12 protein-coding genes, 2 pseudogenes and 1 riboswitch are annotated in these 14882 nt (G+C 65.0%); of the genes and pseudogenes, 7 read left to right on the plus strand and 7 right to left on the minus strand.

Features of this window, described 5'->3' with window-relative positions; all coding sequences use genetic code 11:
- Positions 1 to 15: 15 nt before the first annotated feature.
- Entirely contained in the window at positions 16 to 1389 is a 1374-nt protein-coding gene (gene miaB, locus IPK65_01510; protein MBK8161859.1) for a tRNA (N6-isopentenyl adenosine(37)-C2)-methylthiotransferase MiaB, read from the minus strand.
- 111 nt (positions 1390 to 1500) lie between these two features.
- Positions 1501 to 2696 (minus strand): annotated as a pseudogene (locus IPK65_01515) (ammonium transporter).
- A gap of 390 nt (positions 2697 to 3086) precedes the next feature.
- On the opposite strand from IPK65_01515, the gene IPK65_01520 reads away from it, so the two are divergent.
- The 5 genes and pseudogenes from IPK65_01520 to IPK65_01540 all read left to right on the plus strand — a co-directional run bounded on the left by IPK65_01520 (position 3087) and on the right by IPK65_01540 (position 8775).
- The gene (locus IPK65_01520) at positions 3087 to 4166 is read left to right on the plus strand and encodes a porin (protein ID MBK8161860.1); all 1080 of its coding nucleotides are present in this window, start codon (positions 3087 to 3089) and stop codon (positions 4164 to 4166) included.
- Between the two features lie 99 nt (positions 4167 to 4265).
- Positions 4266 to 5142, plus strand: a pseudogene (locus IPK65_01525) (ATP-binding protein).
- Positions 5143 to 5277: 135 nt separating this feature from the next.
- Positions 5278 to 5506, plus strand: a riboswitch (cobalamin riboswitch).
- A 114-nt stretch (positions 5507 to 5620) separates the two neighbouring features.
- Entirely contained in the window at positions 5621 to 7420 is a 1800-nt protein-coding gene (locus IPK65_01530; GenBank protein ID MBK8161861.1) for a TonB-dependent receptor, read from the plus strand.
- Complete coding sequence (locus IPK65_01535; protein ID MBK8161862.1) at positions 7417 to 8130, plus strand: energy transducer TonB; 714 nt, start codon at positions 7417 to 7419, stop codon at positions 8128 to 8130. The genes IPK65_01530 and IPK65_01535 overlap by 4 nt, the downstream gene beginning before the upstream one ends.
- A gap of 81 nt (positions 8131 to 8211) precedes the next feature.
- A complete protein-coding gene (locus IPK65_01540; GenBank protein ID MBK8161863.1) occupies positions 8212 to 8775 on the plus strand; it encodes a cob(I)yrinic acid a,c-diamide adenosyltransferase in 564 nt (187 codons plus the stop codon).
- Between the two features lie 298 nt (positions 8776 to 9073).
- Here IPK65_01540 and IPK65_01545 read toward each other — a convergent pair whose 3' ends face one another.
- From IPK65_01545 to IPK65_01565, 5 genes are all read right to left on the minus strand, one after another.
- The gene (locus tag IPK65_01545) at positions 9074 to 9934 is read right to left on the minus strand and encodes a cobalamin-binding protein (GenBank protein MBK8161864.1); all 861 of its coding nucleotides are present in this window, start codon (positions 9932 to 9934) and stop codon (positions 9074 to 9076) included.
- Between the two features lie 29 nt (positions 9935 to 9963).
- The gene (locus tag IPK65_01550; GenBank protein MBK8161865.1) at positions 9964 to 10548 is read right to left on the minus strand and encodes an alpha-ribazole phosphatase family protein; all 585 of its coding nucleotides are present in this window, start codon (positions 10546 to 10548) and stop codon (positions 9964 to 9966) included.
- 10 nt (positions 10549 to 10558) lie between these two features.
- The gene (gene ampE, locus IPK65_01555; protein MBK8161866.1) at positions 10559 to 11458 is read right to left on the minus strand and encodes a regulatory signaling modulator protein AmpE; all 900 of its coding nucleotides are present in this window, start codon (positions 11456 to 11458) and stop codon (positions 10559 to 10561) included.
- A 9-nt stretch (positions 11459 to 11467) separates the two neighbouring features.
- Positions 11468 to 12040, minus strand: coding sequence for a 1,6-anhydro-N-acetylmuramyl-L-alanine amidase AmpD (gene ampD, locus IPK65_01560; protein ID MBK8161867.1), 573 nt, complete (start codon positions 12038 to 12040; stop codon positions 11468 to 11470).
- 89 nt (positions 12041 to 12129) lie between these two features.
- The gene (locus IPK65_01565; GenBank protein ID MBK8161868.1) at positions 12130 to 13032 is read right to left on the minus strand and encodes a hypothetical protein; all 903 of its coding nucleotides are present in this window, start codon (positions 13030 to 13032) and stop codon (positions 12130 to 12132) included.
- 178 nt (positions 13033 to 13210) lie between these two features.
- Here IPK65_01565 and IPK65_01570 point away from each other — a divergent pair, with 178 nt between their 5' ends.
- The gene (locus IPK65_01570) at positions 13211 to 13468 is read left to right on the plus strand and encodes a hypothetical protein (GenBank protein MBK8161869.1); all 258 of its coding nucleotides are present in this window, start codon (positions 13211 to 13213) and stop codon (positions 13466 to 13468) included.
- 190 nt (positions 13469 to 13658) lie between these two features.
- Complete coding sequence (locus IPK65_01575) at positions 13659 to 14867, plus strand: sodium:proton antiporter (protein ID MBK8161870.1); 1209 nt, start codon at positions 13659 to 13661, stop codon at positions 14865 to 14867.
- The last annotated feature ends 15 nt before the right edge of the window (positions 14868 to 14882 follow it).

Below are 14882 nucleotides of genomic sequence, written 5' to 3' on the forward strand. Positions count from 1 at the left end.
AAGTCGTCGCGCCATTCAGATCCAGTTGGCCGCGGCCCGGCCCTTCGCCGCGGCGGGAAGCGGCGCCGCGAGTTCGCCGCGCAGGGAGCTGCCGGCGTCTGCGCTGATCAGGACGTCGGTCATGCCGCCGATCAGTTGCTCCGGCCCGGTGAAGTTGACCGTATTGTTGTTCGAGGTCTTGCCGGACAGCTGCGACCCGGAGCGGCGCGACCGGCCTTCGACCAGCACGCGCTGCACGCTTCCGACCATCGCCGCGCGGTAACCGGCGGACAGCCCGTTGATCCTGTCCTGCAGGCGCCGCAGGCGCTCCTGCTTCACGGCGGGCGGCACGTCGTCGGCACAGGCGGCCGCCGGGGTGCCCGGGCGCGGACTATATATAAAACTGTAGGAATGATCGAATCGCACCGCCTCGATCAGGTCCAGCGTGGCCTCGAAGTCGGCGTCGGTCTCGCCCGGGAAGCCGACGATGAAATCCGAGGAGATGCTGATGTCCGGGCGCACGGCGCGCAGGCGGCGCACGATGGACCGGTACTCGAGCGCGGTGTGTCCCCGCTTCATCAGGGCGAGGACGCGGTCCGATCCGCTCTGTACCGGCAGGTGCACATGATCCGCCAGCTTGGGCACCTCGGCGTAGGCCTGGATCAGGCTGGCGTTGAACTCGAGCGGGTGCGAGGTGGTGAAACGGATGCGTTCAATGCCCTCGATCGCCGCAACGTAGTGGATCAGCAGGGCCAGGTCGGCCTCGGCGCCGCCATCCATTGCACCGCGGTAGGCATTGACGTTCTGTCCGAGGAGGGTCACCTCGCGTGCGCCGCGCGCGGCGTGCAGGGCGACCTCGGCTAGTACGCCATCGAAGGGGCGGCTCACCTCCTCCCCGCGGGTGTAGGGCACGACGCAGAAGCTGCAGTACTTGCTGCAGCCCTCCATGATGGAGACGAAGACGCTCGGACCGGACACGGACGGCGCCGGCAGGCGGTCGAATTTCTCGATCTCCGGGAAGGAGATGTCGACGACCGGGGCGGCGGTCCGGGCGCGCGCCGCATCGAGTAGCTGCGGGAGCCGGTGCAGGGTCTGGGGTCCAAAGACCAGATCGACGTAGGGAGACCTCTGATGGATCGCGGCGCCCTCCTGGCTGGCGACGCACCCGCCCACGCCGAGGATCCGGCCGGGTCTCCCGCCTTTCCATTCCCGCCAGCGGCCCAGCTCGGAAAACACCTTCTCCTGGGCCTTGTCGCGCACGGAGCAGGTGTTCAACAGGAGGACATCCGCCTCTTCGGGGCGGGAGGTGAGTTCCAGTCCGTGAGACTCCGCCAGCATGTCAGCCATGCGGGCGGAATCATATTCGTTCATCTGACAGCCGAAGGTCTTGATGTATAACTTGCGTCCCATACCCCAATTAAAGTACTTGCCGACGGACTTCTTAAACTACTACGTTGGCGGCGTCTTTCCACTGAACGAATGTGACAACGGGGGCGGACTCCCCCGAGAATAACGCCTAAGCTATTCATTATAGGGAGATTCCGACTTTATCTTGTGGATGCTGAGATCCGCCCCCTGATACTCCTCCTCGGCGCCCAGCCGGATGCCGACCACGGCCTTCATTCCCCCATAGACCACGGCGCCGCCGATCAGGGCGATCGCGATGCCGAGGCCGGTCCCGATCAGCTGCGAGGACAGCGCGACCCCGCCCAGGCCGCCGAGCGCCGCCTGCCCGAAGATCCCGGCCGCGATACCGCCCCAGGCCCCGCACAGACCGTGCAGCGGCCACACCCCGAGGACATCGTCGATGCGCCAGCGGTTCTGCGTCAGGGTGAAGGTCCACACGAACAACACCCCCGCGATGACGCCGGTCACCAGCGCCCCGACCGGGTGCATCACGTCCGAACCGGCGCACACCGCCACGAGGCCCGCGAGCGGGCCGTTATGGACGAAGCCGGGGTCGTTCCTGCCCATGACGAGCGCCGCCAGCACGCCGCCGACCATCGCCATCAGCGAGTTCAGCGCGACCAGTCCGCTGACCGCCTGCACGCTCTGCGCGGACATGACATTGAACCCGAACCAGCCCACCGTGAGCACCCACGCGCCCAGCGCCAGGAACGGGATGCTGGACGGCGGATGCGCGCTCACGCTGCCGTCCTTGCCGTAACGCCCGCGCCGCGCGCCCAGCATCAGCACGGCGGCGAGAGCGAGCCAGCCGCCCATGGCGTGCACCACCACCGACCCGGCGAAGTCATGGAATCTGGCGCCGAACTGCGACTCCAGCCAGTCCTGGATCCCGAACAGCCCGTTCCAGCTGATCCCTTCGAACAGCGGATATATAAGAGCCACGAGCAGGAAGCTGGCGGCAAGCTGCGGATAGAAGCGGGCGCGCTCGGCGATGCCGCCCGAGATGATCGCGGGGATCGCCGCGGCGAAGGTCAGCAGGAAGAAAACTTCACCAGTTCATACCCGTTTTTCTCGGTCAGGGCACTCGCGCCCTGCATGAAATCGATGCCGTAGGCGATGCCGTATCCGATGAAAAAATAGGCGATGGTGGAGATGGAAAAATCGCTGATGATCTTCACCAGGGCGTTGACCTGGTTCTTGCGCCGCACCGTCCCGACCTCCAGGAACGCGAATCCGGCGTGCATCGCGAGCACCATGACGGCGCCCATCAACAGAAACAGGACATCACTGCCGGTCTGCAGGCTCTCCATCGTTCTCTCCTTTTTATATATGCTGCATCAAAATGGTGAGTTTTCAGCAAGAACCGCACCAGAACAGAAAACCATATAAGATACATATGCATAATGATTTTTTCGGCCGATAATGCGGGCCAAATGCGCACCATATTAGTGAATATGTCTTCAGACAGGCACTTTAATGGTGCCAAATATCGAGGCATCGGATCGGCATGCCCCATAACGCCCGGCAGGCGCGCGAAGCGGCAATGCATGCCAGGATCCCGGACCCGCACCGGATACATCCGCATGCAGAGCAGGCGCCCGACCCGCCCCTGATTCGCGAATGCAATCAGAATGATGGATTTCAGTTCGGACAACCGCACCGCTATAATGCCGGCATCGTCAACCGAAGGAAGCGCACTGATGAATGCACACCCTGCGAAAATCACCATCCCGGCCCTCGTTGCGGGCGCGGCGCTTGCCGTCTCGCCGTTCGCCGGCGCCGCCGTCCCGCTGGCCGGCCAGGCGCTCGAGGCCTATGGCAAGATCGACGTGTCACTCGATCTCAGCGACACCGACGCCCCCGGCGATTCCAGCAACCTGAGCCTGTCGAGCAATGAATCCGCGCTGGGCCTGAAAGGCCGGCACGACATCAATCCCGGGCTTTCACTGGTCTGGCAGCTGGAGCAGGAATACCGCACCGACGAGGGCGGCGGCGAATTCGCCACCCGCAACACGTTCGCCGGCTTCCAGGGGAACAACTTCGGCACCGTCCTGTTCGGCTATCACGACACGCCGTTCAAGAGCGTCGGCACGCGCTGGGGCGTGCTCGGCAATACGGTCGGCGAGCGCCGCTCCATACTCGGTGCGAGCGCCGTCGACGGCGACGTGATGAACCAGCGCGCCCGCAATGCCCTGCTGTACATGAACACCTTCCAGGCGCTGGAAGTCCAGGCCATGTACGCGACCGACGCGCAGGACGGCACCGGCGACAATGTCGACGACAATGACAACGACATGTTCAGCGCCGCCGCCTGGTACACCCTCGGGCTGCTCAGGCTATCGTTCGGCTACGAGGACTGGTCCAACCTGCAGGGCGGCGGCAACGTCGACGGTATCCGTCTCGCGGCGAGCCACCAGGTCACCCGCGACGGCCAGGTCGGGCTGATCTTCGAGACCATCAGCGCGGACGACATGCCCGACCTCGACCGCAACGTGGTCGGCGTCAACGGCAGCTACCGCATGGGCGCCTACACCTACGAGGCGCAGGTGCTGATCGCCGACAGCCATGACGGCCAGGGCGACTCCGGCGCGCTCAAGATCGGACTCGGTGTCACGCGCCAGCTCGATGAGCAGACGCAGCTCTATGCCGCCTTCGGCATGACCGACAACGAGGAAAACGCCCAGTACCGCGCCGTCGACGGCGGACATGGCGACGAGGTCGCCACCGTCCCGGGCGGCACGCCGAACGCGATATCCGCCGGTTTCAGCTTCGCGTTCTGACTTCCGGTCGTTTCTTCAATCTGAAGGCCAGGGGCGTGAACCGCCCCCGGCCTTCAGCCGAGTCTGCCCCGGGGCAGACATGCCCGGGACGGAGTTTCCATGCAGGAACCGGATCAGTTATTTGCCCGCATCGAACGCCTGGTCGAGCGACTCGATGCGCTGTATACGCCCCGATCCGCGACCATCGACTGGGAGAAATCCATCGCGTGCCTGTGGCGCCATCGACATGGACGCGGCGATCTCGAAGCCGTCCGGCATCCCCACCGTATCCGCCTTGCCGACCTGCACAAAATCGACGAACAGAAAAACGAGATCGATCGCAACACGCGCCAGTTCCTCGCGGGCCTGCCGGCCAACAACGCGCTGCTGTGGGGCTCGCGCGGCACCGGGAAAGTCATCGCTCATCAATACACTGCTGACTGAATATGCGGCGCGCGGGCTGCGCGTGATCGAGGTAGAGCCGCGCCATCTTGCGGATCTGCCTGATATCGTAAACCTTGTTCACGACCGCCCAGAGCGCTTCATCCTGTTTTGCGACGACCTGTCGTTCGAGGCGGACGACCCGAGTTACAAGGCGCTGAAGGCGGTGCTCGACGGCTCGCTGGCCGGGACGGCGGACAACGTGCTGGTCTACGCGACCTCGAACCGCCGCCACCTGCTGCCCGAGTACATGGACGAGAACGAACAGGCGCGCCTGCTCGGCGGTGAGATCCATCACGGCGAGGCGATGGAGGAGAAGATTTCACTGTCGGAACGCTTCGGCCTGTGGCTGTCGTTCTACCCGTTCAGCCAGGACCACTATCTCGACATCTGTTTCAGCTGGCTGCGGGGATTGGGCGCTCCATTGGACGAGGCCGAGGACATCCGCCGCGAGGCACTGCGCTACGCGCTGGCGCGCGGTTCGCGCAGCGGCCGCGTCGCCTGGCAGTTCGCACGCGACCGGGCGGGGAAGGCTGGACTGAGTGCCGAGGACTGAGTAAATACCAAAACATCCAGTCAAGGCAGACACGGCTTTTTCCTTTCACGCTGTCCTCGGCCCTGTGTTTTAACCCCGCCACACCCCTCGCCGCTACTCCCCTCAAACCGTTTGCCCTTGCACGGCTTCTCTTGTATCTTTGGGGCTCGTTCAGGTGTCCCGACGGCAAATCGCACTAGGGATGAAACGGGAAATCGGTGAGTCCGGACCAACGCGTCCACGACAATCCCGATGCTGCCCCCGCAACGGTAAGCAAGACAAGGGCTGACATCAGGCCACTGTGCGCAAGCACGGGAAGGCGTCAGTCCAGGATCGGAAGATCCGCTTGCGAGCCCGGAGACCGGCCCGAACGAAGCGATGCAGTGTCGCGGCGGGCGGCATGGTCAGGTCTCCATACTCCTGCCCGTAGTTCCGCCACGCACTGCCGGTCGACAACAAAAATCCGCGCGCGGGTGTGCGCGAACACCGGGAGTGTCACATGAAAAAATCCTTGCTCCGCTTCTGCGGCGGGCTGCTCGCCTGCCTGTCATCCCCTTTCATCATCGCCGCCGAGCAGTCTCCGCCGGTCATCGTTTCAGCGACTCGCACGGCGCAGATCGCCGACGAGGCGCTCGCGCCGGTGATCGTCATCACGCGCGCGGACATCGAGCGCAGCCAGGCGACGGATGTCGCCGACCTGCTGCGCTTCCACGCCGGGCTCGACATCGGCCGCAACGGCGGACCGGGTCAGCCCGCCTCGCTGTTCCTGCGCGGCACCGACAGCAACCACACGCTGGTCCTGATCGACGGCGTGCGCATGAACCCCGGCACCATCGGCGGAGCGGCGATCAACAACCTGACACCGGCCCTGATCGAACGCATCGAGATCGTGAAGGGCCCGCGCTCCGCACTGTACGGCTCGGACGCCATCGGCGGCGTCATCAACATCATCACCCGCGGCGCGCCTGAAGGTACACGCCTGGACGCGGCGGCCGGCGCGGGAAGCTTCGGCACACGCGAACTGAGCGGCGGCGCCTCGCATCGCGACGGGGACCGGCGCATCGGCCTCGCGATCGCGGCGCGCGACACCGACGGTTACGCCGCCCGCACCACTTCCGAGATCGAAAGCGGATACGACAACACCAGCATCAAGGCCTTTGCCGGGACGCGCCTTGGCGCACTCGACGCCGAGCTCAGCCATTTCCAGGCCGCCGGCAACGTCGAATACCTCGACTTCTTCCTCACCCCGATCGACCAGGATTACGAGAACGCCGTCACCGCGCTGAACCTGCGCGCCGAGCCCGCCGCCGGCTGGGCGAGCCACCTGCAAGCGGGCCGCGCGACCGACGAGATCGACCAGAACCAGGATGATGACCATGCGCACACCGAGCGGCTGACGCTCGACTGGCAGAACGACGTGCAGCTCGGCGCGGCGCAACTGCTCACCGCCGGCGTGCTGCTGTCTCAGGAGGACGTCAGCGCGCTCAGCTTCGGCACGCTGTTCGACGAGACGACCGACGTCAACGCACTCTACCTGCAGGATGCGATCGAGCTCGGCGCGCACCGCTGGCTGTTCGCCGCGCGCCACACCGACCATGAGACCTTCGGCGGCAATACCACCTGGGATGTGGAGTACGGTTTCCACATATCCGATGCAACGCGCGTGACCGCGGCGGCCGGCACCGCGTTTCGCGCCCCGGATGGCACCGACCGCTTCGGCTTCGGCGGCAACCCGGACCTCGACCCCGAGGAGGCGCGCAACCTCGAGCTCGGCCTGCGCCACAGGCTGACGCCGCGGCAGACCATGACGCTGAGCGCGTTCCAGAATGACATCGAGGACCTGATCGAGTTCGATTTCGGCGCCTCGCAGACGATCAACATCGGCGAGGCGAGGATACGCGGCGTCGAGGCCGGCTATGCCTTCGCCGGAGAGCGCTGGCACGCGCGTGTCGAGGCGATCGCGCAGGATCCGGAGAACCAGGTCACCGGCGACCCCCTGCCGCGGCGCGCACGCCACAGCCTGACGTCATCCGCCACGTACGACCTCGGCCGCTACCAGCTTGGCGCCGACCTGCTGTTGACCGACGAACGCAAGGATTCCGACTTCACCGACATCGTCATGAGCGGATACGGCCTGATGAACCTCACCGCCGCCGCGCGCCTCGGCGCGGACTGGACGCTGCGCGGGCGTATCGAGAACCTGTTCGACAAGGAGTACGTGATCGCCGACGGTTACAATACCGCCGAGCGCTCGGTCTTCGTGCAGCTTGCCTGGCAAGCGGCCGGAGCCGGCGAATGATGGATCGCGGCGGCGTTCCCGGGTTTGCCATCGCGGCCTCGCTCGCGCTGCACGCGGGCGTATTCGCGCTCGCCTGGCAACCGCCGTCACCGTTCCGGCCTGCGCAGCCGGCGCCGATCCAGGTCACCCTGCTCGCGCCGGCGCCAGTCGCGGCGCCTGCGAAAACCGCCGCCCTCACTGCCCCACTTCCGGAACAGGGAAATTCTGCATCCGGTTCCGAATCCACAGCAATGAATCCCGCGATGGATCCGGCCCAGCCAACGAAAGGCCAGTCCAGGGTTCCTGAGGCCGCAACAGAGACACAGGAGAAGAGCCTGGCGGACGCCTCATCCGGCCCCGAGTCATTCGAGACGGCATCGGCGGAGAGCACTCCGCACGCCGCACCGGATTCCATGTCTACCTCCGCTCACTACACCAGCGGGCAGGTGATGGACTCGCTGAAGGAGGCCTTCACCGTCCACTTCTATTATCCGATGCTCGCGCGGCGCAAGGGCTGGGAGGGCGAGGTCACCCTCGCCCTGCGCGTGGAGACGGACGGACGCCTGACCGGCATCCACATCGTCGGCAGCTCCGGCCACAGGGTGCTGGACAACGCCGCGATCGACAGCCTGTCACGCGCACGCGCTCTGCAGCTCCCCGGCGGCGCATTGGACGGCAGCGTGGACATGCTGCTGCCGGTTCACTACCGCCTGCTCGACGTCCGGGTCTGAACTTTCCGCATCCGCCCCGGCGTATCGGAGCGGCGCGGCGAATGGTTACAATAGATCACCGTTCATGAAGGACAAGGCGCCATGGGACATCGTCTCTCCAGAATTTTTACCCGCAAGGGCGACAAGGGCACGACCGGCCTCGGCGATGGCACGCAGGTCGGCAAGGACCATCCCCGCATCGAGGCCATCGGCGACATCGACGAACTGAACAGCATGATCGGCCTGCTGCTCAACAGCCAGGAGATGCCGAAGGACCTGCACCACAGCCTGACCGAGATCCAGCAGACACTGTTCGACATCGGCGGTGAACTCAGCCTGCCCGGCACCAGCGCCTTCAAGGCGAAGCCGGTCACCGGCCTGGAGAAACAGCTCGAGATGTACAACGCGACGCTGACGCCGCTGCGCGAGTTCATCCTGCCCGGCGGCAACGAGACCTCGGCGCGCTGCCACCTCGCGCGCGCGGTGTGCCGCCGCGCCGAGCGCCACGTCTATGCGCTCAGCCGCATCCAGCCGGTCAATGAACACATCCTCGCCTACCTGAACCGCCTGTCGGACCTGCTGTTCGTGATCTCGCGCGTGCTGACCCGGCTCGGCAACGGCCGCGAGACCTACTGGCGTTCGCCGCGCATCAAATCCGATTCGTGAGTCTGCCGGTGCGGCACGGCCATCCGCTGTCGCGTGCGGCGTATGGGGACAGATTTTTGATCCGGTGCATGGGGACAGATTTCAAATCTGTCCCCTTCCTGGCGCGGACATAAAGCTTGCCCTCGCGAAGGCGATGGCGGGAATCCGGTGATTCAAGGGCCTGGATGCCCGCCTGCGCGGGCATGACGGATTCGGTGTGCGGGGGCTGATTTTAGATCCGGTGTATGGGGACAGATTTGAAATCTGTCCCCTTCCTGGCGAAATCTGTCCCCGTACGACGCGTCGCCTGCCCAGGCAGCTATTGCCGGGTGTCGTTGCTGAGGCGGATGCGGGCGGTGTTGAGGATGTCGCACAACTGCTCCATGCCGTCGAGCAGGCGCGAGGTCGGGCGCGATATCAGGTCGTCGTGAATGATGAAGATATTGCCCAGGCGGGCCGCGGTGACAGTCGGCCAGCGGCGCCAGTTGTCGGGATCGCCGGCCGAGGCGTTGATCAGGATTGCCTGCGGGTCGGTCGCGATGACCGCCTCGAGATCCACCGCGGGCGCGAGCAGGGGCAGCGAATCAAAGACATTCCTGCCGCCGCACTGGCGCAGCACGTCGCTGATGAAGTGCGCGCCGTTGATGGTCATCAGCGGCCGCTCCCAGATCTGGTAGAACACCGACACCGGCGTGCGGCCGGCGTAACGCCGCTGCAGGTCGGCATACCTCCCGCGGAAGGCATCGGCGGCGCGGTCCGCGACGTCCCCCGTCCCCGTCAGGCGGCCGAGATCCTCGATGATGTTCGGGATGCGCGCGATCCTGTCAGGCTCGAGGACATATACCTTGAGCCCCACCCGCTCGAGTTTTTCATAGTCCTCGCGATTGTTGCCGGACATCCACGCGACAACCAGATCGGGCTTCATCGCCAGGATCTCCTCAATGTTCAGGCGCGAGGCCTCCCCGATGCGCGGCACGCGCCGCGCCGCATCCGGAAAGTCGCTGTAGGCCACCGCGCCGATCAGGCGGTCGCCGGCACCGGCCTCGAACAGCAGCTCGGTCAGGTTCGGTGCGAGACTGACGATGCGCGCGACCGGCTGCTCCAGCGTGAGTTCCTTGCCGCGGTCGTCCGTCAGCGTGACGGCCTGTGCCGCCCCGCACACCAGCGCCAGAACGAACATCACGGCGCGGATATGGAAAAGCTGTCTCATCAGTCAATCCCTTCTATGACCAGTGCAGGCGGGCGGTCGCCCTCGCTGCGGATGCGGATCCTCGCCGCATAGCCGATATTGATCCGGAACATGTTCTGCAGCGGCATCCCGAGCACCTGCCCGAGCACGGCGCGCAGCGTACCGGCGTGCGCGACCAGCAACACCTGCTCATTGGCGCACGCCTGCAGGATGTCCCGCCATCCCGCGAGCACGCGCCGCTGGAAATCCGCGAGCGGTTCGGCGCCGGCGGGCTGATGCGCGAGCGGATCGTTGAAGAAGCGCGCCAGCTGCCCGGGGTCCTGCCGGCGGATCTCCTCCGGCGTCAGCCCTTCCCACGCGCCGTAGCCGAGCTCCTGCAGGCGCGCATCCTCGTGCACCGGCACCTCCATGCGCGCGCCGAGCGCGCGGGCGAACTCGCTGCAGCGCCGCAGCGGCGAGGTGTAGATCCGCTGCCAGGGCGATGCGCCCGCCACGGCGGCCTCCATCTGGCGCCAGCCTTCCGCGGTGAGCGGATCGTCGGTCGCACCGCGGTAACGCCGCCCGCCTTCCGGTTCGCCGTGCCGGATCAGATCGATGATCGCCATCGCAGCTCCGTCAGCTCATCCAGCCGGCGATGGTGAGCAGTGCAAACGCCGTCAGCCACACGATCACGGTGCGGTTGACGAGCGCCTCGGTGTCGATGATGTCCTCGCGCAGCGCGTCGTGCTCGCGTCCTGACTCGAGATTGAACAGGCGCAGCGCGCCAAGCCCGCTGTTGATCAGCACCAGGCGGTTTCCGGCGTAGATGTCTCCGCCCCACTCCCTCATGCCCGCGCGCCATTGCTGCATCGACTCGACGAAGCTGCCGATGATGGCGTAACAGATGCCGGTGATGCGTGCCGGTATCCAGTCGAAGACTGCGTGGACGCGCAGCACGGCGCCGTGGAAGCCCGGGCTCGTCACGTTTCCGCTCTGCCGCACGCCCTTGAGCTGGCAGACGGAGCGGTACAGGACGGAGCCGACCGGACCGGCGAGGGCGAACCAGAACAGGATTGCGAGCAGGCGTTCGTTGTTGCGGATCAGCATGACCTCGATCAGCCTGCGGTTCATCTCGTCGGCATTCGCCGGCGGGCCCTCCGGCAGCAGATGGCGCACGTGCAGGTAGGCCGCCTCGGTGTCGTTCCGTTCGAGCGCGCTCCGGTAATTATCCAGCTCCGGTTGCAGGCCGCGCACGCCGATGCTGACGATCAGTACCGCCACCGCGAAGGCCAGCTTGATGATCCAGATGATGAATCCCTCGCCGCTCCACAGGACGAGCTGGATCAGGCCGACGGCGAGCACCCCGGGGGCGAGCGCGAGCGCCACACCGTACGAGCTTCCGAACCAGCGCTCCATGCCCATGCGCTGCCACAGCCAGGCGGCATAGTCGATCAGCCACTGGTAAGGACGCACGGCGCTGAAGGATTTCCACAGGCTTTCCGTACCCAGGACGATGAGCATGGCGATAAGATTCATGACGAGTCTCTAGGCTGGTCTCTGGTCCGCGCGGTCGAGCAGAGTATACAACCGTTTCCAGTCGAAATGGGGTCCGGGATCGGTCTTGCGTCCGGGGGCGATGGCGCTGTGTCCGACGATATTCCCGCGCGTGATTCCCGGAAAATACCGCATCAGGACGCGCACGATGTCGGCCAGGCCTTCGTACTGGACCGCCTCGTACGGATCGTCGTCCGATCCTTCGAGCTCGATGCCGATGGAGAAATCGTTGCACGCCGTCCTGCCCTGGAACGAGGACTCGCCGGCATGCCAGGCGCGCCGGTGGAACGGCACATACTGCGTCACGAAGCCGTCGCGCGCGATCAGCACATGGGCCGACACGCGCTTGTCATGGATACCGCCGAAGTACGGATGCGCGTGCGGATCGAGCGTATTGGTGAACAGGGCATCGATCCAGTGCCCGCTGCCGTATTCGCGCGGCGGCAGGCTGATGCCGTGCACCACCAGCAGGTCGATCCCGCAGCCGGCGGGCCGCTCATCCGAATTGGGCGAGAGCACGCGCCGTGCGGGGACCAGCCAGCCGTCGTTCAGGGAGTATTCCATCGGGCGCCCGTCCTGCCTGTATCGTCGATCAAGATACCGTAAAACCGCGGGGAAGTCCGTGGCGGGGAGCTCCGCCGCGACGCGCATGTTCAGGCCAGCGTGGCCGGATGCTGCAGCAGGGTGGCCTTGAGGTCGAAGGCGTCGATCAGTTCAAAGTCGCGCACATGGCCGTCCTTGATCTTGCCGTTCAGCGCGACGACGAAGTGGCCGGCATCGCGCCGCAGCACCTTGCCGGTCAGCGCGAAGCGGCGCGCCTGCGCAGGAAGATCGAGGGTGACGATCATCGTGCGCCGTTCGATGAGCGGTACCACGCTGGTCCCGCCCGATTCGTCCAGGCGGATGCGCAGTGCGGTTTCGGTGAAATCGACCAGCGTGCAGGGATAGTGCGGTGAATCCTCGGAGAACTGCATGCTCGCGGGGATGGACGTCCTTACCCGGCGCTGCTGGCGCTGGTCGATGTGATTCAGGGTGTCGAGCAGGACATCGAGCTGGATGACGGCGTGGTTGGCGTAATAGCCCTCGCGCATCAGGACACGCTTGCGCACCATGGTGTTGACATGCGGGATGCCCTTATCATTGAAGATCGACATCAGCGTCAAAATATCGCCGCGCCGGAAGCGGCCGTCCTGCGGCTTGTCCATCTGGCGGCGGTAATCCCGCGCATCGCCGACGGAAACGTCCGGGATCATCAGGCTGAAGTGACGCACCTGGCTGATCGGCCGGTCTCTCCAGCTTTCCTCGAGCACGAACACCGGCATGTCGCGTTCGGTGTCGATGCGGATGTCGCGCTGCGTATAGACGAAGTGGTGATTGATGCCGTAGCCGATAATGATGGATTCGAAGGTGATTTCCTTGTGATATTCCGGGTAGTAGCGGAACTTGCTGCCGATAGGAAAACAGCGCATCAACTCCACCAGGCGCTGCGTATCAAGCGCCGGCTCCATTTCGGCGGCTTTCCGCGCCGAACGGCCCGATCCCAGCATATTGGACATGAATCTCATCATGGCAGGCGAATCTGTGCAAAATCAGTGCCTACTTTTCGGGCTGGACACCGTCCTGGGCCGGAGCCGGCCAACGATGCGCCGATTCCAGCCCGCTCCGACCCCGGCGGCGGCGGTTACATCGTGCAGGAAATCTTGCACAATAGCGGGACGAGGCAGGAGGGCCGATATGAACAAGACCAAACGAGCCATTTCCTCTATATATATTGCCGCGATGTTCACCCTCGCCGGCTGCGCGGGGTCTGGCGCCATGAATAACGATGATTCATCGCCCGCATCCGGCGGGAACACCGCAGCCGCCAATGCCGAGATGCCGGCGTGCCGCTCGGCCATCGACGATGTCACGCGCCTTTGCACGGGCGACGACGCCAGCACCGGCAAGTGCAACGACGCCAAGGCGCGCACGCGGGAGCACTGCATCGATTAGTCCGGCCCGCGGAGACAATCCCCGCGCACACGCGGCCCGAATGCGTGCGCGCGCCGTCCGCCTCAGTCCGCCGCCGCTTTCCATACGCCAGCACTTCATACCGAATGTGTGTTGCCGTTCGCCGTCATCCGCGTTCGCCCGACTGTGAGACAATGGCGCATCGCGTACTTTGCGCCGCCATGAAGCCGCCATGACCTACCAGACCATCTTCGCCGCCTCGAGCTTTCTCCTGATCGCCTTCGCCATCGAGCAGGTGTGCCGCCAGCGCGGCATACCGTCCGTGATCGTGCTGGTGCTGGGCGGCCTGCTCGCCAGGCCGGTGCTCAATTACTACGGCTTCGAGCCGGACGGGATCAACACGCTGGTCCCGATCGTCGGCGCCGTCGGGCTCGTGCTCATCGTGCTTGAAGGCGCGCTCGACATCGATCTCCGCCGGGACCATCTCCGGGTACTGGCCACCACGAGCACCACGGCGATCCTGAGCATCGCGCTGTGCATCCTGCTTATCTATCCCTTCGCCGTCACGCTGCTGTCGCTGACCTTCGTGCAGGCCCTGCTGATCGCGACGCCGTTCGCGGTCATCAGCAGTGCGGTCGCGATTTCGGGCAGTTCTGTCCTGAACAAGGACGACCAGGAGTTCGTCGTCTACGAAAGCTCGATTTCCGACATCCTCGGCGTGCTGCTGTTCTTCGCCCTGCTCGGCTCGAACGGCACATTCAGCGGCATCCTGCTCAGCCTCGTCGGCGGCGGGCTGATCTCGATACTGCTCTCCATCATCAGCGCGGTCGTCCTCGTGCTGCTGCTCCTGCGCACCGACAGCCACATCCGCTTCACACCGCTGCTCGCCGGGCTGTTCGCCCTCTACGCGCTGGGCGAACTGCTGCACTTCTCTCCGCTGATCATGGTGCTGATGCTCGGCCTGCTGCTCAACAAGCCAACCGTCATCACGCGCTTCAAGGTCTTCCGCCACTGGGTACCCGCCGACTACAGCCTGACCCTGTCCGAATTCCGCACCCTCGTCCTCGAGCTGACCTTCGTCGTGCGCGGCTTCTTCTTCGTGCTGCTCGGCTACTGGACGGACCCGCGCGACTTCCTCTCCATCAAGGCCTGGCTCGCCACCATCATCGGCCTGGCGATCATCTACGCGGTGCGCGTCGTGCTACTGCGGCTGATCGTCGGGAAGGAACGCACCAAGGTACTGCTGTGGTTCGCGCCGCGCGGACTCATCACGGTGCTGCTATTCATCTACGCCAAGGAGTCCTTCGCACTGCCGCAGTATCTGACCGGGTCGGTGATGCTGATCGTGCTGATCAGTTCGTTCCTGATGATGCTGTCGAAGAGGTTTGTGCGGGAGGAAACTCAGGGACAGAAGGCCGATGTTCAAACTCAAAACACATAATGATCAACCGATCAT

This window comes from Gammaproteobacteria bacterium, assembly GCA_016712635.1.
In the GTDB taxonomy this organism is placed as follows: domain Bacteria; phylum Pseudomonadota; class Gammaproteobacteria; order SZUA-140; family SZUA-140; genus JADJWH01.

Bases quoted from the DNA above. Each gene is read 5' to 3' on its own strand.
- IPK65_01550 (MBK8161865.1), bottom strand. From the start codon at position 10,548: ATGGCGATCATCGATCTGATCCGGCACGGCGAACCGGAAGGCGGGCGG.
- IPK65_01575 (MBK8161870.1), top strand. From the start codon at position 13,659: ATGACCTACCAGACCATCTTCGCCGCCTCGAGCTTTCTCCTGATCGCC.
- IPK65_01570 (MBK8161869.1), top strand. From the start codon at position 13,211: ATGAACAAGACCAAACGAGCCATTTCCTCTATATATATTGCCGCGATG.
- IPK65_01535 (MBK8161862.1), top strand. From the start codon at position 7,417: ATGATGGATCGCGGCGGCGTTCCCGGGTTTGCCATCGCGGCCTCGCTC.
- IPK65_01520 (MBK8161860.1), top strand. From the start codon at position 3,087: ATGAATGCACACCCTGCGAAAATCACCATCCCGGCCCTCGTTGCGGGC.
- IPK65_01565 (MBK8161868.1), bottom strand. From the start codon at position 13,032: ATGTCCAATATGCTGGGATCGGGCCGTTCGGCGCGGAAAGCCGCCGAA.
- IPK65_01540 (MBK8161863.1), top strand. From the start codon at position 8,212: ATGGGACATCGTCTCTCCAGAATTTTTACCCGCAAGGGCGACAAGGGC.
- miaB (MBK8161859.1), bottom strand. From the start codon at position 1,389: ATGGGACGCAAGTTATACATCAAGACCTTCGGCTGTCAGATGAACGAA.
- ampD (MBK8161867.1), bottom strand. From the start codon at position 12,040: ATGGAATACTCCCTGAACGACGGCTGGCTGGTCCCCGCACGGCGCGTG.
- IPK65_01545 (MBK8161864.1), bottom strand. From the start codon at position 9,934: ATGTTCGTTCTGGCGCTGGTGTGCGGGGCGGCACAGGCCGTCACGCTG.
- IPK65_01530 (MBK8161861.1), top strand. From the start codon at position 5,621: ATGAAAAAATCCTTGCTCCGCTTCTGCGGCGGGCTGCTCGCCTGCCTG.
- ampE (MBK8161866.1), bottom strand. From the start codon at position 11,458: ATGAATCTTATCGCCATGCTCATCGTCCTGGGTACGGAAAGCCTGTGG.